The organism is Streptomyces sp. NPDC104309 (assembly GCF_055584025.1).
In genome coordinates this window covers 40468-64169 of sequence record NZ_JBVJMV010000034.1, presented here as the reverse complement: position 1 = coordinate 64169, position 23702 = coordinate 40468, and the positions used below count along the sequence as shown (strand labels likewise).

Below are 23702 nucleotides of genomic sequence, written 5' to 3'. Positions count from 1 at the left end.
CTCGCGGTTTAGGGGATGGCCTGCCAGCCGGTGCTGGGCTGTGCGTACAGGTCCCCGAGCCGCTGGTAGCAGTCGGAGACCAGGTGCTCGGCGGTGACGACCGCAGGGTGCTGGTCCGGCCGGTACCGGACGAACGGAGCCGGATTGCTGTCCGGGCGCCGGTTCCGGCACCGCAGGACGGCGACCGCCACCACGGCGGCGTCCAGCGCCAGAACGGCGGAGAGGAAGGGCACGACGATGTTGCCCACGGCGGGGCCTCCTTCAGAAGTGAGTCGGCCCCGCAGGTGTAGGGCGTCAGGCTGCGGCAGCGAGTTCCTGCCGCGCGTACCGGTCGAACTCCTCACCGGTGATTGCCTCGACGAGGGCGCAGAGGATGACCTCGGCCGCGTTCGGGGTAACGGCGTTCCCGTATTGGCGGACCTTGTCGCGCTTCGAACCGAGAACGATGTAGTCGTCGGCGAACGACATCGCACGGCCAATCTCGTGCGGCTCCAGCATCCGGAACCGAACGTCGTTGATGTCGACGTCACCGCGCACCAGGGCGTACCGGTCGCGGGTGGACAGGGCGCCGATCGGCTCCGCGACCGTTCGCGCGGTGCCGTTGCTGTAGTAGGGGACGAGGATGTCGTCCCAGGTGACGAGCGACTGATGCCCCGCTGTCGTGAGCGTTCTGAGCGGCTCAGTGGCAGGCGTGCAGTGCTCGCCTCCCGGCCCCTTGCGGCTGCTGTTGTTCCGCATGACCATGGCGGGCAGTTCAGGCGTGACGAGCCCGTGGTGGTTGCCGGATGCGGTGACCGTCGCCAGGGCGTCGGCGACGGAGCGGGCGACGGATCCGCCGCCGCGGAGTTCGGCGATGAACGGCAGCCAGGCCAGGCCGGTTTCGTTCCGGGTGGTCATGGTGCGCAGCGGGTCGTGCGCGGATCGAGCTTCCTTGCCGTCGCGGCCTTCGACTGGAACGAGGAGCGGTGGGACCATGAGGCCGTCGTTCTCCCGCGTTGTGCGGGCGCCCATCGGCTCACCGACGCTGACCGCTGAGTTCCGCCAGGTGCCGCCGGCCGGGACCATCATCGGCACGGGCTGAGAGAACTTCTTCAGCCCGGCCTCGATGCGGGCGATCGTCTTGTCGGCGAGCGGCTTGGTCCGGTCTCCGATGCGCTGGCCCGGGATGGACCAGTCGATTGCTGCGGCGGCAGGGAGTGCCTCGGGCTCGACGATCTGGTTCCGGCAAGTGGTGCGCGGGCAGCGGTACACGTACTGGGTGCGGTACCGGCCCATGTCGCGGCCGGGCGTCTTGAACACCTGCATCGCCTGGACGTACTCGTCGCAGCCGGAGCACCACGCCTTCGGGCGCAGCCACTTGTCCCAGTCCGGCGTTCTGCCGAGCGACTCGTGCCAGTACCCGACGTACAGACGGTCCCGGGACTGCGGGGCAGCGTGTACGGACCGCGGGTTCGCGTGCATCGAGTTCAGGGCGATGATCCGGGTGCGATACCCCATCTTGTGGAGCTCGCCTATCCACCGGTCCCACTGATCCCACGCCCGGACGTCGGTGACGTTTTCCACGACTCCGGCCTTGACGAGGCCGCCGCGCTCAATGACGCCGCGCAGGTACAGCGGTACCTCCTCCATGAGCGCCCGCGATTCCTCCTCCAGGTCGGCCGGCTCCTCTTCGGCCTGGTCGGCGAGGAGGTCGAGGAGGCTGCCCTGCATGGCCGTGTCGAAGTTGCGGCGCTTCCCCTTGGCCACAGACCAGTTCGTGCACTCCGGGGAGGCCCAGAAGATGTCCGTGACGGGCCAGTTCCACACCGGCGCCTTACGGATGTCACCGCGGTAGTGGCTGGCCTCGGGGAAGTTCGCCTCGTGGGAGTCGATGGCCTTCGCCCAGTGGTTCGCCGCGCGGGTCACGCGGACACCAGGAACTGCATGGGCGCCCTGCGAGGAGCCTCCTGCGCCACAGAACCAGTCCATCACCGTCAGCGCGTCGGAATCGTTGCGGTACATCAGGCGATGCTCCTCTGGTTGTCCCCGCCCTGGGCGAGACGCTGGTTCAGGTCGGCGATCCGGTCGTCCAGCAGCTTCCGCAGCGGCAGCCACACACCATCCGGGCCCTGCACTTGGCGGTCGAGGACGCCGTGCTTGTCAGCGTCGCCCTTGATCTGGATCAGTGGCAGCGGGTTGTTCCAGCAGTCCTGGCTGGCGACCTGCCCCATGAGGCGTTCCAGGTGGCCAGCCGCCGCGGCATCGTCTTCAGCTGCAACCAGTGACGGCGAGCCTGCGCCCCTCTCCGCGCCCGCGTCCGCGGGCGGCGGCTCCTGGGCCGTGTCGTCCTCGGTGACGACTTCGCCGTCCACGATCTCGTCATCCGCGGCGGGCTGCTGCTCGGCTGCGGCCTTCTCCTGACCGATCTCGACGATCCGGTTCAGTACGTCATCCGGGGCGCCCGAGTGCTTGGCGTTCATCCAGACGACCCGGGCGATGGCGGCGGTCTCGGCGTTCTCGGCCTTGGCGATGAAGTCCCGCGGAGCCACCACCGGACCGGGGGCCGCATTGTCGGCCTGCGCCATCTCCTCAGCCGTGTAGACGCCCGCGAGGTCATGCGGGAACGCCTTGCGGAGCGCCAGCGCCTCGGAGCACTTGGCGATCTGCCCGGCGGGCATCTTCGCCCACAGACCCTTGGGGTTGCCGTCCGGGAAGGCCTGGACGTACTCGCGGAACGTCGCGACAGCGGAGAAGCGCTGCCCGTTCCGGATCACAGTGACCTTCGCGGCGGCCGGCGGCTCCTCGGCCAGCCACACATCACGCCACCGGCCCGACGCGTCGCACCACACGGTGTCCTCGTAGCCGTACGTGCCGCCCGTCTGTGCGGTCACGCGCTGCGCGATGACGCGGTACCCGTCGATGCCGGTCTGCGGGGTGTAGACCTCACGGCCGTCCTTCTTACTGAACCGGCCGATCAGGTAGATCTGCCGGGAGAAGGGGTCAAGGCCGGTGCGCTGGCACAGGTGCAGGAAGCCGGACAGTTCGGCAGGGGTCACCTGGTCCTTGATGCCGGACTGGCGTAGGACGGCGGCTTGCTCGTTGGTCCAGGCGGTCTGGTCGGGGCGGATAGCGAGGGCCCCGGCGGTCTTGGCGAGCGTGCCGGCCGGGCGCTGCTGGTCGGGGTTTTGGGTGTGCGTGGTGGGGCCCTCCGCCGTGTTGCTGGCGGGGGCCTCGGTGGCCGTGGCCATGAGGTCTCCTATGCGATGTGGGGGCGGTGCGGCGGCCCGGTTGTCGGCGTCCAGGCCGCCACCGCCCGCCGGCCTACTTGGCCTGAGCGGCCTCAGAGATGCGGTACTTCTTCATCAGGTACGCGGACGCGACCCGGGCCGGCGTCACCGTCCACCCGTACTCGGCCGTCTTCTCCTCGGCCAGGTCCTTCACCTGCTGCACCAGGTCGGCGTCCGGGCGGACGTTCAGGTTGCCCTTCTCCGCACCGGAGTTGCGACGGGACCGGATCGGGGCGTCCGGCACGAACTCGCCGACCAGGAACTTCGTGAACGCCTCGTTGACGTCGGCGGTGAGCGTGGTGCCCTTCGCCTCCGCCTTGATCTTGAGGGATTCGCGGATCTCCTTGTTCATGAAGATCGGCATGTTCGGGTTGGTGTCGGCGTCGGGCTCGGTGCGGCGCAGCAGGCTCCACCCGCCGGGGGCGAGCACCTCGTCGACCGCGGCCGACAGTTCGGGGGCGCCGGCCTCGACGAGCTTCGCGCTGGCGGCGGTGAGCCGGGCGCGGATCGTGGAGGCGGAGCTGGTGGGGGTGCGGGCCACGGTGGGTCCTTTCGGCGGGCGCCGGTCGGACCGTCGTCGGGCCGGTGGGCGCGTGGGGGCGTTTACCACGCCAGTGTCCTCCTTGTTCTATTGCAGGCGCCATGGGGTATGGCCTGCATGTTTTCCGGGGGCGGTGCGTCCCGTTGGAACCACCATACGCGTAACCTATTGCGCGCGCAATGGGTTACGGCTAGTGTGGGGAACACACCGCACCAAGGGGGACACCGTGAAGCACACCAAGAACCGAGCACTCGCCCGACGGATCCGCGAACAGCGCGCCGCACGCCACGCCACCAAAGCCGTCGCCACCGGGACCCCCCAGACCGCCCGCACCCACCTCGTAGCCGCCGGCCTCGACGACGCCACCGCCAAGCGATTCGCCGGCGCCTTCTCCCGCGGTATGACCGCCGACGCCACCGCCCAGGCGGACATCAAGCTGAAGGGCCGGGCCCGGAAGACTGTCACCGTCAAGCTCTACGCTGCGACCACGTTCGCCGCCCGCCTGAGCACGTACCGCCCCAAGAACCTCGCCGCGGCCCGCCTGTTCGAGCAGGCCGCCCACTCCCTCGCCGCTTAGGAGGAACCCGTGACCGACAAGCCCCGCACAATGTGGAGCGAAGCCCTCGGGCTCGCCTTCTACATCAGCTTCTTCGCCGAACGGTGGGCAGTCATATGCCGCGAGCAGGCACCCGTCGGAGGTGGGCGGTTCTACCTCGGCCAACGCGTCCGGACCACCGTCGACGAAGGCAGTTTCTTCTCAGGCATAACCTCGACCCCCGCCGGAACGCTCGGCACCATCGCTCACATGCCCAGCAGGTGGGACCCCGATTACGGCGTCATCGTCGACAGCGACCCCACCGGACGACGGCACGCCTACGGAGAAACCGAGCTCGCCCCGGCCGTAACCCAGGTCAACTGACCCCGCACATGCCAAAGGCCACCGCCCCGAACCGGGTGGTGGCCTTCCAAGTCATAATGAACGCGCACGCGCAGTCTAACCCGCTAACTCGCCACGCCACCAGCCCTCTTCACGACCAGGACACTGGACTCATGGCCCAAGACGCGCACCAGCCCACGCTCGTCGACACCCCGACCGGCTTCCGGCACCGGTACTGCCGCCGCTGCGGACGCCCTCTCACACGCACCCAGTCACGCCTGAACGGGTACGGGCCCGCCTGCGATCCCGAGCGCCGGCCCGGCCCCGCACCCGAACACCACGTCGACCAGGACCAGCTTCCCGGAACCTGAACCGGGCTGTCTTCGGTGCCGTCGGCTACTCCGGCCTGGCTTCCAACGGCACCGCCGTCACCGAACGGCGGACCTGCTCCATCCGCACCGGCAACGGCTCCCACCCATACGAGCCGGCCATCACGAAGTTCAACGCCGTGATCCCGCGCGCGTACGCCTGCCGCAGCCCCTGCGGCCTGAGCGGAATCCCCGGCGGCCCGGCCTTCGATGGCCACAGCGACACCCACAAAGCCGTTCGGCCACCCGTCAACGGGACCTGCTCGACCAGGCCCTCACGGACCTTCAGCCACCGACGGACCGCGACCCGCGACCCCTCACGCAGCGCGTACCACTCCACTTCCGGCAGAGGCTCCAACCCCTCGACCGCGGCCAGGACCTTCTGCCGGGTCGCCTCCGACATCTGCTCCCACCGCCCCCGCAAAGCCGCCCGCACCGTCTCAGGATGCACCTCGGCCAGGGCGGCGATCTCCTCGGCCCGGTTTGGCGGCGCCTTCTGCTGACGCCGGCGCACCCCCACCGCCTGCTCACCCGCGGCCAGGTCGTCCAGGCGGATCGCCGCCAGTTCCCCGGACCGTGGTGCCGCGTCCAGCAGGATCGCGACCATCGCCAGGGTGCGGGTGCGGTCCTCATAGGTGAGCGCCGTACCGTCCCGCTCCAACGGGCCCGCGCCTGCCATGTCCACCAGGCCCCGGTACAGCGAGTCCAAAGACCGGCCCGCCACCGTCTCCTTCAGCTCGGCCTGCGGCAGCACCGGCAACCGGATCCGCTTCCCCGGCGCCGCGACCCGGGCCAGCATCTGCAGACAGTCCAGCACGATCCGCTGCGACGCCAGCGGCAACGGCTGGCCGATGGTCTTCTCGAACCGCCGTAGCTCGCCGACCGACGCCAACTCCCAGAACGGGCCCAAAGCCGCCCACGTGAACAACTGCTCTGCCGTTCGGGAGGCCCGGCCCGGCATCTCGTCCCGGCCCACCGCCCGGTCGAACATGCCGACCACCATCCACAGCTGATCCGCGCGCTGCCTCGACACCTGGATCAGCACACCGCCCGCCCCCGGCACCCGCTGCCGGTCATCCCACCGGGCCGGATCCCGCGGCGCGATCCGGTCGACGAGGGCGGCCAGCTGCCGTACGGACGACGCGGTGTACTTCTGCGAGCTCACGACGTTCCTCTCGTCCCCACGAACCGGTCCACGAGATGGTCGTACACGGCAACTGCGGCCTGAGCGTGCTTCGCCTTGCGTGCACTGCCGTCCCGGCGCCGAATGTAGCGGAGGGTCGTCTCGATCGCGGCGTGATCGGCGTACTCCTGGATTTCCTCGACCGCCGTGCCCCCGTCGTGCATGTGCGTGAGCTTCGATGCGCGCAGTACGTGCGGGGTGAGGTCCCGGTCGGGCAGGACACCGGCAAGGCGTCCGAGGCGGGTCAGCAGCCGGTCGATGGCGTGCCGGTCCATCGGTCGGCCCTGATCGTCCACGAGCAGCGAGCCGTCTGCCCGTCCGGCGGTCGCGGTGTCGATGAGGTCGCTGAGCCGTTCCGGCAGAGGGAAGGCACGGCCCTTGCCGCCTTTGCGTCGCAGGTCGAGGACGCGTTCCCCGCTGAGGGTCTTGAGGTGGTGGAGCTGGGCGGTGCAGCACTCGGTGACCCTCCCAGCGAGGGTGTAGATGAGGACGGGCACCAGGGCCTGCTGCGGAGTCTCGGCGGCGTTGATGACCGCCTGAAACTCGGGGACTTCAAGGATCGGGGTGGCAGTCGTCTCGTCACGCGGGTCGACCTTGGGCCGGTCGTGCTTGGTGACAGGCGAGATGATGCTCTGATCCTTCGTCTTCCACTTGGCATAGCCGGCGAGCGCAGTAAGTACTGACAGTCGCCGGTTGATGGTCCGCGGTGCCTTCTTCTGCGCCTTCTGCGTCTTCGTCCACGTCTCGATGATGCCGGGGGTGATCGCGCCGACGAAGAACCGTTTGTGGCCACCCAACTCCCGTGCGACACCAGCCCATAGGCGAATGTCGTCGGCGTAGGCCTGTTTCGACTTGGCGGCGGGGACGGCTTCGGAGCCGAGCCAACTGGTGATGAGGAGGAAGGTGTCGCGGTCGCAGAGTTCGGCGAGGAGTTCGAGCCGGTAGCGGCGTTCGCCAAGGCGCCGGGTGCGGGGGTCGCGGGGGGCGACGGTGCCGAGGGTGTCACGGAGCCAGTACAGGGCCTCCTCGGCGGAGCCCGGCCGGGCCAGCTCGGCACGCGGGCGGGCAGTGACAGCTTGCTCGGTCACGGCTTCAGCGAGGAGCCAGCCTTCGGCAGGCCCTCCAACTGGTGGGCTACCAGAGCGAACTCCGGGAGGTAGTCGGCGTGATCCTTCCACTCCCTCGCGATGCTGGCGAGCTCGCCCCAGGCGAACGTCAGAGCCAGGTTCGCCGCCTGCGCCGTGCCGGGGTCCTCTTCGATGCTCTCCACCAACACCGTCTTGGAACGCATCTCCTCGACCGCTCGGCGTAGGCCCCGCAGCAGGCGCGAGTCGGGCTCGTCGTCGAAGTGACGCGACGCGAGGTCGCCGGAGAACCGCTCGGCGATGCGGGCATCGACGAAGTCGGCGATGCGGTCGATGTGCTCTGCGATGTGCGCCACGGCGGGCCGCCTTCGGTCGGTGAACGTTCGATGATCAGGGTACCGAACCGATCACGCTTAACACACGTTATGCGCTTCCACAGGATCGATCCTGCCGCAGAGCGCAGCCAGCTGCGAGGTAGGAACATTATCTGGAGCCAGACCGAACAATGTCCCCGCCGCGGCCATCTGACGGGAGCATTGTTCGAGCAGTGCGATTCTTCGCTGTGCGCGATCCTAAGCTCCGGCCCCGATCTGGCCCGATCGACGACCGCGCTCTCAGTGCTCGTCCGCTTTGGGTGCATCAGGTGGGTGTGAGGGAAATTGTACGAGCCTGATCACCCTGGCCAGCAGATGACCGTTCAGCGGTCTCTTGCCGCATCCGCGCAACCCAGGAACCCGGAAATCGTTGAACCGGCCATGGGCAGGAAGAAGCAGAACAAGGTTCGGCGGTCGAGGCCAGAAACTCCCGCGGACGGCATGTGCGAGTCCCCGTTCGTCATGGAACGCGCGGAGTGGCTGGGCTACATCACCGGGCAGGGTGACCAACTGCTGGGGCACGCGACGGCCGGGGAGCACTACGACGACGTGATGGCGGGCATCAGCGGCGTCATCGACCATCAGCAGCAGCCGGACGGGACGTGGCTGCCGCGTCTGGACCTGCGCGACGGGCAACCGTGGAAGGCGCTGGACCCTGCCTCACTGGACGAACCGGTGACCACGCTGTACCGGTCGCTCACGATCGCCAGCTTCCTCGCCGAACAAAACCTTCCTTCCGGGTCGGTCGTGCTGCACACCATCGGCCAGGACCCGTACCGGCTCACGGACACCTACCGGGAGCAGCACCCCGGCAAGGTCCCGGTGATCTCCCGCATGTGGACGGACCTCCGTGGCGTACGGATGGTCCCCGCGTAGCCCGTTCAATCGGGTCGCGGCGGGCCCGGACGGCTTAGCGTTAACCGCTGTACTGCTGTGCCTCAAGGTCGTTCAGACGGCCAGGAGGGCGCGGATGGTTTCCGCGACCGGCGGGGCGAAGGCGGCCAGGAGGTGGGGGTTGAGCGAGGGCGAGAAGGAGAGCATCAGTTCGCCGTGGTCCTCGGCGTCTTCGCACAGGGCGTGGTCTTCGATGAGCAGGACGGTGTCCGGCCCAAGGCTGTCCATCGGGTTGTAGGTGATCGAGCGGTGTCCCGGTCGGGTCTGTTCCCGCTCCAGCGCCGTGCGGACGACCGTCGCGCACGGCTCCTCGAAGAGTTCGTGGAGGCGGGCGTCGCTCTGTGGGCCGACGGCGACACGCAGTTCCGCCGACTCGACCGCGAGGGCGAGGTGGACGGACGTGTCCTCGCGGACGAGCGGGTGCTCCAGGGCGGTCACGGTGTGCCAGCCGCCGAGCGGGGCCACCCTTCGCCGGCCGTCGACATCGGGTGCCGTGTTGGAGTAGTCGAGCGTGGCCGCCTTTACCTCCGCCTCGGCGTTCTCCTCCGCTGTCTGGCAGTCCGGGCAGAGAATGCCGACCAGGACGCCCTTGGCGTACTCGGTGTTCCAGCGGGAGGCGTCGTCGGCGTCCTTCCAGCAGGCGCGAGTGCAGCGCGAGCAGTGGCCCAGCGGCCGGACTCTCGTACGGGACATGGCGGGGGCTCCAGGGTGTGTCAGTGGGCACGAAGGCTGTGTCGTACTGCCCGATGGGGCGGTCTTCCCGAAGTACAACGACCAGCCCCGGACGGCGGATGCGGCGCTCAGGCTCCCTCGCCGTCGTCGTCATCGTCGAGTTCCGGCGCTTCCGGGTCGCGCAGCGGGCGCAGCGCGCCGGCGGCCGGGGTCGAGGCGGTGAAGCTGTAGCGGCCGAGCAGGTTGAGGTTCGCGTGCTTGAGCGGGGAGAGCCGGGCGATGTCCTCGTCGCGGATCTCGTGGCCCTCGGCGCGGAGCTGGGCGACGGCGGCGTCGATGTACTTCGTGGTCCAGAGCACGATGGCGTTGAGGACCAGGCCGAGCGCGCCGAGCTGGTCCTCCATCCCGTCGCGGTACGCCTGGTGGATGGTGCCGCGCTTGCCGTGGCACACGTCCCGGGCCAGTTTGTGGCGGGACTCCTGCACCGTGAGCTGCCGGTTCATCTGACGCCGGTAGGTGTCGTCCACCGGGTCGACCACCCGCAGCAGGTGCTCGGTCTTCGCGACCCGCCCGTACTCCGCGAACGCCGTCCCCAGCGGAGTCGGGCGCCCCTCGCGCCCGAACATCCGCAGCAGGTCGTAGGCGCGGACCTGGTTGGTGACCAGGGACCCGGCGACCTTCAGCATGTCCGGCCAGTGCGCGATCACCTTGTTCAGGTTCACGCGGTTACGGGCCAGGTCCTCCACCGGGCCGTAGGTGCCGGTCTCGACGCCGGGCATCGTGGCCCGCCAGAACCGCTGGTCGTCCAGGTCTCGGAACCGGGGGCTGAAGTTGTAGCCGAGGATCTTGAACAGGCCGAACACCATGTCGGAGTACGAGGCGTTGTCGGTCGCCACCATCTCCGGCTTGATGCCGCCGTCCAGGTTCAGCAGCGCGTCCAGGATGTGCAGGGAGTCGCGCGGCGTGCCGGGGACGACCATCTGCCCGATCCCGGCGACCTGGTCGTTGACGGCGTTGAGCCAGGTGATGCCCCGCTTGAACCCGAAGTACTTCGGCGACGGTGCCGAGCTGATCGTGCGCACCGGCACGACGAACCGCAGTCCGTCCACCGAGGCGAGCAGGCCGTTGCCCCAGAACTTCACGATGGGCACGGCGGCCTGGGCGGTGATGAGCCGCGCATTCGCCGCGGTGATCGTGTCGGCGCGCAGGTAGTACTGATCGACGTGCACGAGCCGGGCCCGGGTCAGCGCCTCGTGGCCGGGGTTCACCACCGGGGCCATACCGATGTTGCACGCCTCGGACACCAGCAGCGCGACCACCGAGGTGGGCAGATCCTTCATCCGGGTGGTGCCGTCCCCCAGGTGCACGAAGGCGTCCAGGAACCCGGTCCAGGCGTTCACCTCGAACAGCAGGTCCGGCAAGTCGATCTTCGGGAGCATCTTCTCGACCCGCTTGCGCAGCCACGTCAGGGACTTGGGCTCGCCGAGCGCGCCGAGCTTGTCGACATGCAGCTTCACCCGCCCGTCGTCCTGCACCTCGACGGAGACCTTCGCCGCCGGCCCCGCCTCCTCAAGACGCTCGGCGAGCTGCTTCCACCCGGCGTCCAGGCCCCGCACCAGCTCCGCCAGGTGCTCCTCGACGGGCATGTCCAGGCTCAGGGCCGCCAGGACGTCCTCACACACCGCGTCCCACTCGGGGCCCTCCAGCAGGCGGGCCCGCGGGTTGGACCAGCGGTGCGAGGGCGAGGCGAACACGTCGCGGTTGTTCAGGGCGCGATGCAGCTGCTCCAGCACGCACACCACGTACGCGTCCCGGTCCACCGCACCCTGCGGCAGGTCGGGGCTGGCGTAGACCGCCTTGCGCCACGCGGGCGGAACGAGCTTGTCGTCCACCTCGCGCGGCAGCAGCGGCTTGACGCCCGTCTTCCGCCGGGCCAGGGACGGGAGGCTGCGGACCCCGGCCAGGACCCGCTTTCCGGCACTCGCAGCGTCCAGCGCCCTCGACTCACCCAGCAACGACAGGAACGGGCGCACCGTGGCGTACCGGGTCGCGAGCGCGGCCCGCATCGCGACCTCGGCCGAGCCCTCGTCCTCGGGCACCAGCGCGACCACCGTGGCCGCCGCGGTCATCACGGCGGCGCGCGAGGCGACTTCCTCCAACGCCGCCCACAGCGCGGCCACGTCCACATCCGTGCCGTGCTCCTCGACCAGCTCCAGCTCCTCGAACAGCACCTTCGCCGCCCGCGCGAGGGTGCGTGACGCCTTCTCCAGCTGCGGCAGCGTCGACAGGCGTTCCTTCTCCGTCTTCCGCTTCGCCGTGCTCAGCAGCCGGGTGGCCATGAGGACCTGGAACAGATCCAGCGCCTCGTCGATCGCCTTCGCCTCCAGGTGCCGCATCACCGCGGTGAGCATCGCCGTACGCTTCGGCTCCGCCGCCCGCTCCAGCAGCGCCGCCTTCGATCCCAGCGCGTACCGGGCCAAAGCGGCCATCCGATTCGGCGGGATCTGCGACAGCTTCAACCTGCCGAGCTGGAACGCGCCGATCTCGTCCACCCGCTCCAGAGCGCGGGCGAACGCCGTGCCCGTCGTCCGCGTCGGCGGCCGGCGCAGCCGCTCCAGCTCCGAGAACCGCGAGCCCTCCGGCGTCGTCAGCGTCGCCACCAAGTCCCCGGGCAACGCCGCATCCGCACGGCGAGCAGCCCCCGCGACGGTGGCGTGCAGCCGCTGGTCCGCGACCTTGCGGACCTCCGACACCTGCCGGGCCAGCACGCTCACCCCGGGCAGCAGCACGCGGTTACGGCGCAACCAGCCCACCGCGTGGTCGAACAGCGCCTTCGGCCCCTCGGCGTGCGTCCACGCCCGCCCGTGCAGGAACGTACGGAACCGCCGCGACCACTGCGGGTCCTCGTACTCGTGGTACTCGTAGGCGTCCCGGATCTCCCACGCGTGCTCGTACGCCGTCTTTGGCCGCTCGGTGTACCGCTTCACCACCGACGCGTCCTCGATGCCGAGCTGCGCGGCCAGATGCTCGACCACCGGCCAGGGGGCGTCGAGCGGATCGTCCGGGAGAAACCGGCCGATGTAGCGCACCGTGCACATCTGGAGTGCGAAGCCGAGTTGGTGGTGCGTCGAGCGCCGCAGCGCGATCAGATCCCGGTCGACGTCGTCCAGGAAGAAGAACCGCTCCAGCTCAGGGCGCGTCGGCTCCTCGGCGAACTCGCCGTACGCCTCGGCCTGCTCATCAGTCAGAAATTCCACCGGCACGAAGCGGACCGTAGCCAGCCCCGGCACCCGCCCGGCGATCTTTCCGTGAACCCCAGCGGTGCCCCCAGCCGGTGTGCTAGCCGACCATGATCGTTCTCAGCGCCAACGGCTGTACCGATGTTCCCCGAGGCCGAAGTCCATGCACTCCTCCTCGGTGGCGAACCAGATCTGCATCGCCCCGATCGACGAAGGCAGCTGCAAGCACGGCTGCCACGCCCAGCGCGGGTCTGACTCTTTGTCCCAGCAAGCGAACCAACCGGTCTTCACTTCGGATGCCATGCCTCGACCGTAGATGCCGCCGGGCCCGTCGTTCCCCTGGCTCTTGCGCGCACCCTGGGCCAACCCCCGGGAAACTAACCTGATCAGGCGGATTCGGCGGCATGCTCCCGACACGGCCGCATCAGTTCCCGCCACTCTCCACGCAGACCGATGGTGGCCACCGTGATGTAGCCGCAGTCCTTGCACGTCTTCCACGCCGGCAGACTTTGGTCGCACGCCGTGCAGATAGAGGCGACCAGGCGGCCGTCGACGTCGTGAACGGGTGCCACGTCCTCGGTGATGTGACGGCAGCGGTGCGGGTCGGGTTCGGGCACCGGCGGGGCGCTGCGGCGCAGGAATCTCATACGAGAAAGGTACCGTGCGCGCGCTGCGGCACGGCATGTGAGCTTATCCCCCATCAGAGGAAGCGGAGCCCGGCAGGTTCCATGCTCGGGTCGCCGTCCGCGTTGTCCAACCAGCTGTCCAGATCCTCCTGGCAGAGCATCGTCGTGCCGCCGTGGTGGTGCGTGACCTGGGCGACCGGAACGTTCGGACAATCCTGCTGGCGCTGGCCGTTGATGTCGAAGATGGTGATGCCGTCGTAGATCTGGCACCAGCCGAGCACTGCGGACTGCTGAAGGCTCATGAGTTCAGCGTGGCACGGGAGTAGCGGGGCGTTGCCCCTGCCGCCCAGTCATGTTGGCCGTACCGGGGAGGAGTTCCCCGGTTCTTCGCCAGAAGCGATCCTGAGCAACGAGGCGTTTCCCCGCCCGAGCCCTCTGCGCCCCGATCGGAAGCGAGCAGTATCGGTCAATCTTAGTAATCCTCTATGGAGACTGACCAAAAAGCCCTATCTTAAAGGGATGACGAACGAGAACCTCCCTCGCCTCATCCCTACTGGCAAGTGCTTCTGCGGCTGCGGAGCCATCGTCGGTCTCGGCTCGTTCTTCGCTCGTGGCCACGACAAAACCGCCGAAGCGGCGCTCCTCGCCGTCCGTTACGAGAGTTCCGTGGCGCGCCTACTGGAACAGCACGAGTTCGGACCGGAGAACTCTGTCCTCGACGCCGCAGTCGCTGACGGCGGATGGGTGATCTGTCCCGACTGCCTGTACGCCGGAGCGCCGGCGAGTGTTCGAAACCATCAGAAGAAGACTGGCCACTGAGCAGTGAGGACCACGACCATGAGCGACCTGGACATCTACAAGCACGAGACCGAGGCGTTCACCCCCGGTGAGACGCGCGCCATCTTTGACTACGAAGCCGCCATCCACGGCAGCGGCCTGTATGACTGCTTCGATGTCTTCGACATTGAGCACGTCCGCTGGCATGAGACCGAGTTCGGCCAGGACCAGACCCGCGACATGCTTCGCGAGCACGCTGGGATGCTGAACACCTGGTACCTGTCGATCGACGCCCTCCTCGGCGACATCCTCACCTGCACCACCGAGTTCACCCGGTACAGCACTGCGGCCAGCCGGTACATCGAGGCCGCAGCCGAGAAGTACCACCGCACCCGACAGAACTTCGAGCACGTCACGACCATCTGGTCACTCGCTCTCCTCGCAGGAGGCGCCGACGCAGACTACCCGCCCCTCACCAGGGACGTGAACTACCCGATGCAGATCCTGACCGTCGAGTAGCAGCCTGTACAGCACGGCGCCCCGGCCAGGTTCAGTGGCCGGGGCACCGTCGTGTCAGCCTACGGCAGCCCCTCATCGGAGGGCGCGGGGGTGCGGGTGTTCGCGTGCGTCCGTACCCGTACCCCTGGTTCCCCCGGCACCCGCCATGGTGCGGACGGGCCCGACGTCGCCCACCGCTTCCCCAGCTCCTCGACCGCGGCCAGGGCAGTCTCCTCGTCGCCGGCCACCACCTCCACGACAACCAGGCCCGGCTCGGACACATGCACTTCGCTGATCGGCTTCACGCAGGTACCGAGGCTGCACAAGGGAGGGCCGGTTCCGTAGCTGCGGGTTCTTCACTCGGACGTGCAGGTAAGAACGATGAAGTGCCCAAGGAGGAGCGTTCACGCGAGCAAGATCACCTTATTTCAGGTGCATTTCTATAGGACACAATCGCAGGTCAGAGCTGCGTGACCACGAAGTTCCTCCAATACGGCCGGGTGTTCACATCAGTGATCGACCCGTTCGACAGGCCCAAGTACCCGCCCCGGTACGTCATGTCAGCGATCGGACCAGTCGTCCAGCCCGTGCCGTCGGTACGGCGCAGCTCCACTGTCGTTGGTGTCACGTCGAGCTGGAACGACATGGCCGTTTCCGCGACCGCAGCGGTGGTGTTCTGGGCGGTCCCGATGACGGTTCCGCTGGTAACCCCGGCGGTGTGTCGGTTGAGCTGCATCTGCCCGCTTGCTCGCATCACCACGTGATAGCCGCCCGACACGTTCGCCGTTCCGAACCGGTACGCGTCATCGCTGGCCTTGCCCAGGTAGATGCCGCCGTGCTGCGTCAAGTCCGTTGTCGGGAGCGTCTTGTACTTCATGTCCCAGGACACCCTGTATCCGCCCGTCCCCGGCACGACCGGGCAGAGGTTGCCCAGTCCGTACGACTGCATCGGCACCGCGGCGATGCTCACCCACCCGGCGTCCGCACCTGTGCCGTACTGCAGCGCATACGTTGAGTCGTAGTCCAGGGTCGGCGTACCGCCCGGGTCTTTGATGCCGAGGTCCCAGCGGGTCAATGTCTGGGCCGCGGTGCTTGTGGACACGTAGCGGGGGTCGGACGACATGAGGCCGACGACCCCGAGCCCGAGGATCCGGTCGCGCTGGGAGCGGCGGTAGACGGGCCAGCAGAAGACGGGCTTGCCCCGTGCCACCACCTGCTGGATCCGGGTGTCGGTGAACGTCGTCTGCACACCCCAGTAGTCCGTGTTCGCGTCGAGGGCGTTCAGCGTTGCGTCGGTGGTGGCCGCGTCGAGGTACACCCACGTGCGGTACCCGGCCGCCTTGGCCCATGGCAGCGTCGTCGTGTTCACCGGCGCTTTCCAGACCACGGAGCGCGGGGCGTGCGGGTAGTACGTGGTCAGGAAGGTCTGGAGCGGCACGACCGAGTCGCCGCCCTTGGCCTCCAGGAAGATGATGACCTTTCCGAGGAATTCGTCGAGCACCGTCCGAAGCGACACGAGGGGCTGCTCCGTCCACCCGGTACCGAGCATCGGTTTCGCATTCGTCGTGACCAAGTTGGTGATCTGCTCGGTGGTGTACGTATTGATTGCCCCGGTCCGGTTCGTCGTCCGATCCAGGGTGGTGTCGTGCAGGCACCACAGCTGCCCCGACGCGTCCACGTTGACTGACAGTTCCAGGGGGTATCCCTGCCCGGCGGCGGCCCGGTAGGCGGCCATCGTGTGCTCCGGCCTGACCATTCCTCCGCCGCGGTGTGCGAAGTACCGCAGCGAGGAAGTGCTGGCGCCGGCGAGGTAGCCGTCGACCGTCAGGATGGCGCTCGGCAGGGCACCGACGTCGGCTGCGGTCAGGACGTCGCTTCCGCCAGCGCGGTGACTGGCGGCGTGAGCGGTCGGGGTGCGGGCGTTCGTGGTCGTCGGATCGGTCGACTTCAGAGCGATGGCATCGCCTGCGCCAGCCGACCCGAGCGGAGGCTGCGGCCCGGTAAGGCCGACCGGCCCTTGAGCGCCCTGTGGGCCGGTGGCTCCGGTCGCGCCCCGCGGTCCGGGATCGCCAGTCAGTCCGCGGGGGCCGATGGGGCCGACGGGTCCTTGCTCGCCTTGCACCCCAGCTTCCCCGGCGGGCCCAGCGGGGCCTTGCAGCCCTGCTTCGCCAGCAATGCCTGCCGGGCCTTGGACGCCGGGAGGACCGGTCAGCCCCGGCGCGCCATCCCGGCCGTCTTGTCCTGCGGCACCCGCAGGGCCGGGAACATACACGATGGTGCTCCCGCCGGTCGGGGAGTCACCGAGGTCGACCCGCAGGTCGCCGATCCAGTACGGGCCACCAGACTCCGGCACCAGCACATGGGTGAGGACCGGGGAGCCGTCCAGGGACCGGCCCTCCATCACCGCCCACACCGTATCCCCGGCAGCAGCGTCGACCAGAGCGTTCGGCTGCAGATCGGCTGACCAAGTCCCGTCCTGCTCCGGCCGGACGGCCAGCGGGCGGACGATCTCGCCCCCGATATCGGCGACATAGCCCACCGCCCTTGCACCGGTTACGTCGACCAGGGCCAGCGACACCTCTGTCCGTCGCGGATCCGCCGGGCCGATGAGTTTGCCCTTGACGATGGTCATGACGGTCTCCTGGTTGCGGCGACGGCCGAGGCATGGGCGGATGAGCGCGCCGACGGGTCACTCGTCGGCGAAGGGGCCGGGGTGCTGGTAGGGGTGCAGCGGTACCGAGGGGCCTTCGGATCGAAGTCTTCGACGGGGTTGCACCGGTAGGTGACGCCGACGGGGTCGGTGTATGTCCACTCCGAGGGAGGCGATCCGTCCCTGCCGTCGGAGCCGTCCTTGCCGTTACTCCCAGGCGCACCAGTGGCATCCTGCCCTGCAGGCCCAGACGGTCCCGGCATGGTGGAGTCCTTTCCCGCCGGACCTGGGGGCCCCTGCACGCCGGTCGGGCCGGGGCTGGGGGTGATGGTGGGTGCGGGCTTCCCTGATGCTCCGGTTTCTCCCCGAGGTCCAGCAGGCCCGGGTGGACCGGTCTGCCCGACAATGGAGTCGCCGGCCTTTCCACGCGATCCTGGCGGCCCGGCGACGGGCTTCTCTCCCAGCCCCTGAACCTGACGGGCGAGAGCGTCACGGGCCTGATTCGCGGCATCGAGATCATTGGAGAGCACGACGAACGCGGTGACGACGACGCCAAGGACGAGCGCCGCGAACAGGGCAGCGACGGCCGCCACATAGTCGCCGCGCTTGCGGTGCTTCCGGGCCTCCACCCGGGTCAGGGGCCTCACCCCTTGCCTCCCGCGAGGAAGAACACGATCGGGATGATGAGCCCCAACACCGGTATGACGACCGACGCGAAAAGCCACCGCCGGGTCTGAGTGACCCGCTCGGCATCCGCGGTCCGCTGCGCCTGCACCTGCTCCACGTCCTTCTTTACATCAGCGATCTCCCGCTCCAGTGCCGCCTTCTCCACCCCGTACACGTCGGTGGACACCATGCGGTCCAAGCGGCTATTGATCTGCGCCATGTCGTCGCGGATGTCGCCACGCATGAGCTGGATGAGCCGCCCCAGCTCTCCCAGAGAGAACGGCTCATCGGCCATGTCGAGCTCCGTGCTTCAGGAAGGATGGTCAGGCAGCCGAGTTGCGGGGAGAGTGCTTCGCCACCCACCCGCCGACGAACGTGATCGCCGTCGGCACCAGCGCCAGAACGAACGGGGCGACGGCATCCGGCATCCAGCCGACCAGGCGGGCATTGTCCTGAACTGCGGCAAGGCTCGCGAGCAGCCCAGTCGACGCCAGGTACGCCCCTGCCGATGCGGCGGTGACCTTCTTCTCTACGGGTGCAGCCATGATCGATACTTCCTTTGGGTGTGATGGGTCAGGACTTCGGGACGTGGAGCTTCGCCCAGGACGCCGCGCCGGGGATCCCGTCAGCCGCCGGGCCCTTGTAGCCCAGTTTCCGTTGGTAGGCGGCGTAGGAATTCCGGTCGGCGTTGGTCCAGTTCGGGCCGGGCCCGGACTGGTATTGGCCACAGCCTTCGGCGACGAGGCGCCTTCCCATGGCCGTTATCACCGGCGAGTGCCGGCCGCCGTGGAAGAACCCGGCGCCGGGGTACGGCTCCAACGGCTGGACGGCAGGCTTGCCGGGCACCATGAGCTTCTGGCCGACGGACAGCTTGTCCGGGTCCTTGAGGCTGTTCAGCGAGACGAGCTTGGCGACGGTCGTCTTGAGTGCGGTGGCGATCGACGACAGGGTGTCGTCCTTCTTCACCGTGTACGTCGTGGTGCTTGCCGGGGGTGCAGGCGGGGCTGTGGTGCCGCCGCCGGGACGGGGGGCACCCTCTTGCACCCACGCATATAGCGCCCCTCCGGGGCAGGCAGTCGCGTACCCGTCCCTGTGGCCCTTGATCTCGCTTCCGGCACCGTTCTTGCGAAGCAGCTCGATGCCGTCGCGTATCGCGTCGAGCATGGCGTCCGTCGGCTCGGTCACCCCGGAGTCACCGACGAGGCCGACGATCGCGTAATGCGCCTGGTTCAGCGCTTGGTTGCCGTTCGCGCCGGTGCGCTTGTGCAGGCCACGGCCTTCCAGCAGGTAGCCGTGCGGGCAGGCCGCGTAGTTGTAGGCGACGTCGCTGTAGTTCTCGGTCTTGTTCGCAAGGTGAGACTTGCGGATGTTCTTCCACTCGGCGAGGCAGGCGTCGTGGTCGGTGAGCAGCTTCGTGCTCACGGGCGTGCCCTCGTAATGAACCTTCACGCCCTTGGCGGTGGACTGCGACGGAGCGGCCGATGCAGGCCAGCCGAGGTCGGACCGGGTGATGAGTTTCATGGGCATGAGTCCTTTCGCGCCCCGGTGAATGGTTGGCTGCACGAATGCAGTCCCTCGGGGGGCGGACACGAACTCACGTGCCCTGGGCGGAGGGTCGCCCACGATCAGCGTACGGCGGTGCAGGCTAGGGGTTGCCCCTGATGCGCTTGGGCTTGGTCAGGTGCTGGTCACGGGGACGAGGTCGGTGACGGGCTCGCCGCACTGCGCGCACACGGCGCGGTACGTCGGCGGCACCACGTTGGGGAACATGGGGCACGTGATCGCCCGGTCCTCAGCCACGCATCCCGGTGTGCGGCACGTGGCCACCATCATCACGGGGTCTGTCTCTTCCACGGTCATGCTCCCATCACGATGTAGTCCACACCGGTGCCTGTGGCGGTGCCGGTGCGGGTGATCCAAACGATCATTGAGTCTGCGGTGACCGACGTGCAGCCGACGCCGGTCACGGTGGTGCCGGGGACAGTGGTACTCGGTGTGGCCACGGCTCGGTGGCCCGTGCCCACCAGTCCGAGCCCGGTGACCGTGGCCGACGTTGGCACACCGCCGCCGGCCGTGATCGTGATCCGGCCCGACGTGAAGTTGCCCGCTTTGAAAGGGCCGGTGACCTCTGTGTCGCCCACCACCAGGAGGTGGCCGACGAGCGATGTGTACGCTCCGGTGGCCCCCTCCAGCAAGGCGAGCGGGCCCACTCTGTAGTTCTGCTCACCGGACGGGCCCACCGTCAGCACAATTTCGGGTGGGGTGGGTCCATGTGTCGGCGGTTTGATCGCAAGGTAGCCGAGCTGCATTCCGCTGCCGTCGCCAGTGATGCCTGATTCAAAGCTGCCTGGCGTCTCGCCATCGGCGCGGCCGGAGTACAGGAGCATCGATCCGTTGGGCATGAGGACGATGCGCTTTCCGGTGATGGCGGTTTGAATGGTGGAGCCGGTGATGGTGCCGCCGGTAATGGTCTTGCCGGTGATGGCGTCGGCGGCGATAGACGCGGCAGTGACGGCCCCGTTCGCGATGTTGACGGAGTTGACGACGCCGGTCGGTACGGTCTCGACCGTCACCTGATCGATTTGCATGGTGCCACCTGTCGCGCCCGTGAGCAGGCGTATCGAGGGGCGGACGTAGCGGGTGCTGGAGTGCATTCTGCCGGGGGCGGTCGGTAGCGGGCAGGCTGTCGTGGTGCCGGTTGCGGCAGTGCCCTGCGCGTAGCCGGTGAACGTCGTCCATGAGGTGCCGGCGTTGATGGTGACGCCGTTGGCGGCGATGTAGTGCTGTCCTGTGACCGTGTTGTTCGCCCCGGTGGAGTTGACGCGGGTGACGCCGTCTGCTGCCACCCCGACGAGACCGATCGATACGACGGGCGTGCCGGATGTGGGCGCGGCCGTGGTGCGGACGCGGGCGGTGACCCGGTACAGGGTGTCCGGGTCGTATGGGGTGTTGTCGATGTGCTCGATGGTGACGGGGCCCTGGCCCTGAATGACGGTGCCGCCTGCTGCGGCGTCCGTGATGCCGGACAGGACGGTCCAGGTGCCGGTGCCGATCGTGGTCGCCCACAGGGTGGCGTCGCCCATCGAGTCCGTGACCTTTGTCGCGATGGACTGGGCGATACCGACGGTCAGGGCGTTGGTTGTGACGGCCCCTGCGGCGATCTTTCCCGTGGTGATGGCGTTCGCTGCGACCTTGTCGGCGGTCACGGCGAGGGCGTCGAGTTTCGCGGTGGTGACGGCCCCTGCGGCGATCTTTGACGCGTTGACGGCGTCGGTGTCGATCTGCGCGGCCTGGATGGCGGCGGCCACGATTTTCGGGGTCGTGATCGCGTTGTCGGTGATCTTTGTCGTGCCGATTGCGCCGGTCGCGACCTTCGCCGCGGTGACGGCGTCGTCGGCCAGCTTCACCGTGGTGACGATCCCGTCGAGGACGTCCGACGCCACCACAGGTGTCGGGCCGAACGGGCCGGCAGTCGCCGAAGCCGGGGACGGGGTGCCGGAGGTGCTGCGGGCCAGGAGCCGCACATACACGGGGTCGGCGGACGAGACGACGACGGTGGCACCCTGTGCAGTTTCGATCGTCGACTGCAGTGTCGCCGCAGTCGGTTCGTACACAGCGAGGGTGGAGGCGTGGACCTCTATCCGGGCCCAGTCCAGCGGCATGACCGTACCGTCAGCGAAGGTGCCGTCCCAGGACACGGTGACCCCGCCTAGAACGGACGCGACGATCGGGGCGGACGGCCGCGGCGGCGGTGGCCCGTTCACGATGAGCGCCGCGGTGGTGCCGTCTCCCTGCTGCCCCACAAGGCCACGAAGCGATCCGCTGTCGTCGCGGACCTCGAGAGCCGTGTTGTCCAGGGAGGCGGAGGAGAGCCGGGAGGACCGCTCGATGGCCTCAACCCTCTTGAGGAGCTGTACGTACATGCTGGCAAGGTCGGTCATGAGACTCCCCCGTATTTGTAGGCGTCGGCGGGCTTGAGGTCGATGACGGCCTGGGGGCCGCCGGGGGCGTCGGGCTTGATGGTCCAGCCGGTGATGCGGCGCCATCCGACGTAGTCGACCCACGGGTTGTGGACGCGGGTGTACACGTCGTCGCCGACCTGCCAGGCCCCGAACCGGGCGGCCGAGGTGTCGCGGATGGTGATCTGGTCGACGGATCCGAGCACCTCGCGCCGACCGCGTTCGGCGGCGGTCAGGGACGCGAGGACGTCGTTGCCCTTGACCTCGGGGAAGTCCGCGACGTGCTCCAGGCGGAGGCGGCCGTTGCGTACGGCGGAGATCTGGCGCCGCTTCGCCGACCCGTCCCCGGCGCCCATGCCGATGACGACCTGCGCGTAGTCGTCGCCGGAGAACGGGACCTCCGGGTCTTCGATGATGTTCACGCCGCTGGAGAAGGTGATGTCGGTGCGGCGGGCGCCAAGGCGTGGCCAGCCGAGCCGGATCCGCCGTACTGGGGCGGTCTTGGCCGTGTTCCAGGCGACGGTGCAGGTGTAGTCGGGGCTGGCCTCGGCCGAGACCATGTCGTCGACGATGTCGCCGAGCGCGCGGGAGTCCCACCAGTTCGAGTCGTAGCGTTCGGCCGGTGTGCCGACGGTGGAGGTCGAGGTGGTGGAGTCGACGACGACACCGAGGCTGCCGTCCGTGACGGACTGCGCGTAGGCCCACACGTCGCGGATGACCTTGCACCGGTCGGTGTAGGTGTACGGGCCGCGGGCGCCGAGCTGCCCGTCCATGTCGTACCGGTGCATCAGGTACGACGACCAGCCAGCGGCCTCGATCTGGAGGGTGTCGCCCTGGGGGCGGACGTCCCAGACGATGCCGCCCCATCGGAGCTGGCCGGCGGATTCGACGTAAATGAGCGTGGTGCCCGGGTCGAGGAGTGAGGGGTTCTGGGAGACGAGGCGGGGCGACAGGGTGCCGGTAAGGGAGCCAGGCCCGTTGAGCTCGTCCCCGTACTCCAGGCCTCCCACTGGCAGCGCCAGCGACAGCCACGCCCCGGTCAGGGCGTGCTGGGTGAGCACTCGGTCCGGGACGGTCGCGGTCATCGGGGTGCCTCCACGAACTCGACGTCGTACACAAACGTGGTGAAGGTGGACACGTTGATGCGGCCGGTGTTCCCGGAGGCCCCGTTGGCCTGGGCGCGCAGCAGCTGGGTGGTGCCCCGGTAGGCGGCGGGGATGGTGAGGGTGTCCGCCACGATTGCAGGCAGCTTGCGGACGCCGGTGCCCTGGTTGTCATCCAGGGAGATCGGCTGGAGGGTGAGGCTGGACCCCAACGTGGCCTGCAGGGCGCCGGTGTAGTTGGCGACGGAGTAGCGGATCGGGCTGACATCGACGCGCGCCCGAACCTGGGTGGCCCAGTCGGGCACGTAGAAGTTCATGCCGGGTTCGGTGGAGAAGTAGCTGTAGGCGGTGGAGGCGCCGATCAGGGCGCTGTCGGTAGTTGGGGAGTGGGTTTGCATCTGCCGGTCGCGCCGCGGGGTGGCCAGGAACCGCAGGTCCTTGATCATGGCGGTGGTGATCGTGGACGTGGACGCGGGGATATCGATCCGGGCGAGCGGAATCCCGGTACGGCCGTCGGGGATCGCCGTCGCGGACGACGACACGTTGCTGATGACCTGGAAATAGTTGATCTGATCCACGGCCGGGTTGAGGGTGCCCTCGTACTCGGGGTCCTCGACGCGGAGGATCACCATGTCGGAACGTGCGGAGCCGCCAGTGGCGGCGATCGGGACGGTGGCGGCGCCGATGTTGCACACCGAGTACGTGCCCTGGAACGGGTTGACGCGACCGCGGACCACTCCGGACCCGTCGCCGACCTGGACGCTGGCGCCGGGGGTGCTGAGCTGGGTGACCTTGAGATCAGTTCCCTGGGTGATGCCCTCAGCGCCGGACACGAGGTCGCGGACCATCATGCGGAACTGCTGGGCGGAGTGCGTGGCGCCGTTCGTGAGGATCGGCACGGGGAATAGGGCCATGGTGTGCGCT

27 protein-coding genes are annotated in these 23702 nt (G+C 68.6%); 6 read left to right on the top strand and 21 right to left on the bottom strand.

Going from position 1 to position 23702, the window contains the following annotated elements:
- Positions 1-8: 8 nt before the first annotated feature.
- From ACZ68L_RS34535 to ACZ68L_RS34520, 4 genes are all read right to left on the bottom strand, one after another.
- Positions 9-248 carry a hypothetical protein gene (locus tag ACZ68L_RS34535; RefSeq protein ID WP_469585231.1) on the bottom strand — a complete coding sequence of 80 codons (240 nt, stop codon included), beginning with the start codon at positions 246-248 and terminating at the stop codon, positions 9-11.
- Positions 249-294: 46 nt separating this feature from the next.
- Positions 295-2001, bottom strand: coding sequence for a DNA cytosine methyltransferase (locus ACZ68L_RS34530; protein ID WP_469585228.1), 1707 nt, complete (start codon positions 1999-2001; stop codon positions 295-297).
- The gene (gene bet / locus ACZ68L_RS34525) at positions 2001-3227 is read right to left on the bottom strand and encodes a phage recombination protein Bet (RefSeq protein ID WP_469585226.1); all 1227 of its coding nucleotides are present in this window, start codon (positions 3225-3227) and stop codon (positions 2001-2003) included. Before bet ends, ACZ68L_RS34530 begins: the two co-directional genes overlap by 1 nt.
- Before the next feature lie 73 nt (positions 3228-3300).
- Positions 3301-3807, bottom strand: a complete 507-nt coding sequence (locus tag ACZ68L_RS34520; protein ID WP_469585224.1) for a hypothetical protein — start codon at positions 3805-3807, stop codon at positions 3301-3303.
- A gap of 226 nt (positions 3808-4033) precedes the next feature.
- Here ACZ68L_RS34520 and ACZ68L_RS34515 point away from each other — a divergent pair, with 226 nt between their 5' ends.
- From ACZ68L_RS34515 to ACZ68L_RS34505, 3 genes are all read left to right on the top strand, one after another.
- Positions 4034-4384 (top strand): hypothetical protein, encoded by a 351-nt coding sequence (locus ACZ68L_RS34515; RefSeq protein ID WP_469585221.1) that lies wholly within the window; start codon positions 4034-4036, stop codon positions 4382-4384.
- Positions 4385-4393: 9 nt separating this feature from the next.
- On the top strand, positions 4394-4726 hold the full coding sequence (locus tag ACZ68L_RS34510) for a hypothetical protein (RefSeq protein WP_469585218.1): 333 nt from the start codon (positions 4394-4396) through the stop codon (positions 4724-4726).
- A 131-nt stretch (positions 4727-4857) separates the two neighbouring features.
- Positions 4858-5055, top strand: coding sequence for a DUF6011 domain-containing protein (locus ACZ68L_RS34505; protein WP_469585215.1), 198 nt, complete (start codon positions 4858-4860; stop codon positions 5053-5055).
- Positions 5056-5080: 25 nt separating this feature from the next.
- On the opposite strand, the gene ACZ68L_RS34500 is transcribed toward ACZ68L_RS34505, so the two are convergent.
- Genes ACZ68L_RS34500 through ACZ68L_RS34490 form a run of 3 tightly spaced genes read right to left on the bottom strand, consistent with a single transcriptional unit; the run spans position 5081 to position 7676 of the window.
- Positions 5081-6217 (bottom strand): helix-turn-helix domain-containing protein, encoded by a 1137-nt coding sequence (locus ACZ68L_RS34500; protein ID WP_469585212.1) that lies wholly within the window; start codon positions 6215-6217, stop codon positions 5081-5083.
- Complete coding sequence (locus tag ACZ68L_RS34495; RefSeq protein WP_469585209.1) at positions 6214-7323, bottom strand: tyrosine-type recombinase/integrase; 1110 nt, start codon at positions 7321-7323, stop codon at positions 6214-6216. Before ACZ68L_RS34495 ends, ACZ68L_RS34500 begins: the two co-directional genes overlap by 4 nt.
- Positions 7320-7676 carry a hypothetical protein gene (locus tag ACZ68L_RS34490; protein WP_469585206.1) on the bottom strand — a complete coding sequence of 119 codons (357 nt, stop codon included), beginning with the start codon at positions 7674-7676 and terminating at the stop codon, positions 7320-7322. Before ACZ68L_RS34490 ends, ACZ68L_RS34495 begins: the two co-directional genes overlap by 4 nt.
- Positions 7677-8135: 459 nt before the next feature.
- Here ACZ68L_RS34490 and ACZ68L_RS34485 point away from each other — a divergent pair, with 459 nt between their 5' ends.
- Entirely contained in the window at positions 8136-8570 is a 435-nt protein-coding gene (locus tag ACZ68L_RS34485; RefSeq protein ID WP_469585204.1) for a hypothetical protein, read from the top strand.
- 72 nt (positions 8571-8642) lie between these two features.
- On the opposite strand, the gene ACZ68L_RS34480 is transcribed toward ACZ68L_RS34485, so the two are convergent.
- The 5 genes from ACZ68L_RS34480 to ACZ68L_RS34460 all read right to left on the bottom strand — a co-directional run bounded on the left by ACZ68L_RS34480 (position 8643) and on the right by ACZ68L_RS34460 (position 13427).
- Entirely contained in the window at positions 8643-9281 is a 639-nt protein-coding gene (locus tag ACZ68L_RS34480) for a hypothetical protein (RefSeq protein WP_469585201.1), read from the bottom strand.
- A 107-nt stretch (positions 9282-9388) separates the two neighbouring features.
- Positions 9389-12523 carry a Tn3 family transposase gene (locus tag ACZ68L_RS34475; protein ID WP_469585198.1) on the bottom strand — a complete coding sequence of 1045 codons (3135 nt, stop codon included), beginning with the start codon at positions 12521-12523 and terminating at the stop codon, positions 9389-9391.
- Positions 12524-12619: 96 nt separating this feature from the next.
- A complete protein-coding gene (locus ACZ68L_RS34470; RefSeq protein ID WP_469585196.1) occupies positions 12620-12802 on the bottom strand; it encodes a hypothetical protein in 183 nt (60 codons plus the stop codon).
- Between the two features lie 83 nt (positions 12803-12885).
- The gene (locus ACZ68L_RS34465) at positions 12886-13146 is read right to left on the bottom strand and encodes a hypothetical protein (protein WP_469585194.1); all 261 of its coding nucleotides are present in this window, start codon (positions 13144-13146) and stop codon (positions 12886-12888) included.
- Between the two features lie 53 nt (positions 13147-13199).
- Positions 13200-13427 carry a hypothetical protein gene (locus ACZ68L_RS34460; RefSeq protein WP_469585192.1) on the bottom strand — a complete coding sequence of 76 codons (228 nt, stop codon included), beginning with the start codon at positions 13425-13427 and terminating at the stop codon, positions 13200-13202.
- Positions 13428-13644: 217 nt separating this feature from the next.
- Between ACZ68L_RS34460 and ACZ68L_RS34455 the strand changes: the two genes are divergently transcribed.
- Together ACZ68L_RS34455 and ACZ68L_RS34450 are read left to right on the top strand one after the other, a co-directional pair.
- On the top strand, positions 13645-13944 hold the full coding sequence (locus tag ACZ68L_RS34455) for a hypothetical protein (RefSeq protein ID WP_469585190.1): 300 nt from the start codon (positions 13645-13647) through the stop codon (positions 13942-13944).
- 18 nt (positions 13945-13962) lie between these two features.
- Positions 13963-14421 carry a hypothetical protein gene (locus ACZ68L_RS34450; protein WP_469585187.1) on the top strand — a complete coding sequence of 153 codons (459 nt, stop codon included), beginning with the start codon at positions 13963-13965 and terminating at the stop codon, positions 14419-14421.
- A 59-nt stretch (positions 14422-14480) separates the two neighbouring features.
- On the opposite strand, the gene ACZ68L_RS34445 is transcribed toward ACZ68L_RS34450, so the two are convergent.
- From ACZ68L_RS34445 to ACZ68L_RS34405, 9 genes are all read right to left on the bottom strand, one after another.
- Positions 14481-14705 carry a DUF6207 family protein gene (locus ACZ68L_RS34445; protein WP_469585185.1) on the bottom strand — a complete coding sequence of 75 codons (225 nt, stop codon included), beginning with the start codon at positions 14703-14705 and terminating at the stop codon, positions 14481-14483.
- A 155-nt stretch (positions 14706-14860) separates the two neighbouring features.
- The gene (locus ACZ68L_RS34440; RefSeq protein WP_469585183.1) at positions 14861-17032 is read right to left on the bottom strand and encodes a glycerophosphodiester phosphodiesterase; all 2172 of its coding nucleotides are present in this window, start codon (positions 17030-17032) and stop codon (positions 14861-14863) included.
- A gap of 661 nt (positions 17033-17693) precedes the next feature.
- Positions 17694-18011, bottom strand: coding sequence for a hypothetical protein (locus ACZ68L_RS34435; protein WP_469585180.1), 318 nt, complete (start codon positions 18009-18011; stop codon positions 17694-17696).
- A 28-nt stretch (positions 18012-18039) separates the two neighbouring features.
- Positions 18040-18261 (bottom strand): holin, encoded by a 222-nt coding sequence (locus ACZ68L_RS34430; protein ID WP_469585177.1) that lies wholly within the window; start codon positions 18259-18261, stop codon positions 18040-18042.
- A gap of 28 nt (positions 18262-18289) precedes the next feature.
- Positions 18290-19165 carry a peptidoglycan-binding protein gene (locus ACZ68L_RS34425; RefSeq protein ID WP_469585319.1) on the bottom strand — a complete coding sequence of 292 codons (876 nt, stop codon included), beginning with the start codon at positions 19163-19165 and terminating at the stop codon, positions 18290-18292.
- A 228-nt stretch (positions 19166-19393) separates the two neighbouring features.
- Positions 19394-19570, bottom strand: coding sequence for a hypothetical protein (locus ACZ68L_RS34420; RefSeq protein WP_469585174.1), 177 nt, complete (start codon positions 19568-19570; stop codon positions 19394-19396).
- A gap of 2 nt (positions 19571-19572) precedes the next feature.
- Positions 19573-21657: a hypothetical protein gene (locus ACZ68L_RS34415; RefSeq protein ID WP_469585171.1), complete on the bottom strand. Its 2085-nt coding sequence runs from the start codon at positions 21655-21657 to the stop codon at positions 19573-19575.
- On the bottom strand, positions 21654-22760 hold the full coding sequence (locus tag ACZ68L_RS34410; RefSeq protein WP_469585168.1) for a hypothetical protein: 1107 nt from the start codon (positions 22758-22760) through the stop codon (positions 21654-21656). Before ACZ68L_RS34410 ends, ACZ68L_RS34415 begins: the two co-directional genes overlap by 4 nt.
- A complete protein-coding gene (locus ACZ68L_RS34405) occupies positions 22757-23692 on the bottom strand; it encodes a hypothetical protein (protein WP_469585165.1) in 936 nt (311 codons plus the stop codon). The genes ACZ68L_RS34410 and ACZ68L_RS34405 overlap by 4 nt, the downstream gene beginning before the upstream one ends.
- Positions 23693-23702 lie beyond the last annotated feature (10 nt).

Bases quoted from the DNA above. Each gene is read 5' to 3' on its own strand.
- ACZ68L_RS34530 (WP_469585228.1), bottom strand. From the start codon at position 2,001: ATGTACCGCAACGATTCCGACGCGCTGACGGTGATGGACTGGTTCTGT.
- bet (WP_469585226.1), bottom strand. From the start codon at position 3,227: ATGGCCACGGCCACCGAGGCCCCCGCCAGCAACACGGCGGAGGGCCCC.
- ACZ68L_RS34505 (WP_469585215.1), top strand. From the start codon at position 4,858: ATGGCCCAAGACGCGCACCAGCCCACGCTCGTCGACACCCCGACCGGC.
- ACZ68L_RS34485 (WP_469585204.1), top strand. From the start codon at position 8,136: ATGTGCGAGTCCCCGTTCGTCATGGAACGCGCGGAGTGGCTGGGCTAC.
- ACZ68L_RS34480 (WP_469585201.1), bottom strand. From the start codon at position 9,281: ATGTCCCGTACGAGAGTCCGGCCGCTGGGCCACTGCTCGCGCTGCACT.
- ACZ68L_RS34470 (WP_469585196.1), bottom strand. From the start codon at position 12,802: ATGGCATCCGAAGTGAAGACCGGTTGGTTCGCTTGCTGGGACAAAGAG.
- ACZ68L_RS34465 (WP_469585194.1), bottom strand. From the start codon at position 13,146: ATGAGATTCCTGCGCCGCAGCGCCCCGCCGGTGCCCGAACCCGACCCG.
- ACZ68L_RS34460 (WP_469585192.1), bottom strand. From the start codon at position 13,427: ATGAGCCTTCAGCAGTCCGCAGTGCTCGGCTGGTGCCAGATCTACGAC.
- ACZ68L_RS34455 (WP_469585190.1), top strand. From the start codon at position 13,645: ATGACGAACGAGAACCTCCCTCGCCTCATCCCTACTGGCAAGTGCTTC.
- ACZ68L_RS34450 (WP_469585187.1), top strand. From the start codon at position 13,963: ATGAGCGACCTGGACATCTACAAGCACGAGACCGAGGCGTTCACCCCC.
- ACZ68L_RS34440 (WP_469585183.1), bottom strand. From the start codon at position 17,032: ATGACCATCGTCAAGGGCAAACTCATCGGCCCGGCGGATCCGCGACGG.
- ACZ68L_RS34435 (WP_469585180.1), bottom strand. From the start codon at position 18,011: ATGGCCGATGAGCCGTTCTCTCTGGGAGAGCTGGGGCGGCTCATCCAG.
- ACZ68L_RS34430 (WP_469585177.1), bottom strand. From the start codon at position 18,261: ATGGCTGCACCCGTAGAGAAGAAGGTCACCGCCGCATCGGCAGGGGCG.
- ACZ68L_RS34415 (WP_469585171.1), bottom strand. From the start codon at position 21,657: ATGACCGACCTTGCCAGCATGTACGTACAGCTCCTCAAGAGGGTTGAG.
- ACZ68L_RS34410 (WP_469585168.1), bottom strand. From the start codon at position 22,760: ATGACCGCGACCGTCCCGGACCGAGTGCTCACCCAGCACGCCCTGACC.
- ACZ68L_RS34405 (WP_469585165.1), bottom strand. From the start codon at position 23,692: ATGGCCCTATTCCCCGTGCCGATCCTCACGAACGGCGCCACGCACTCC.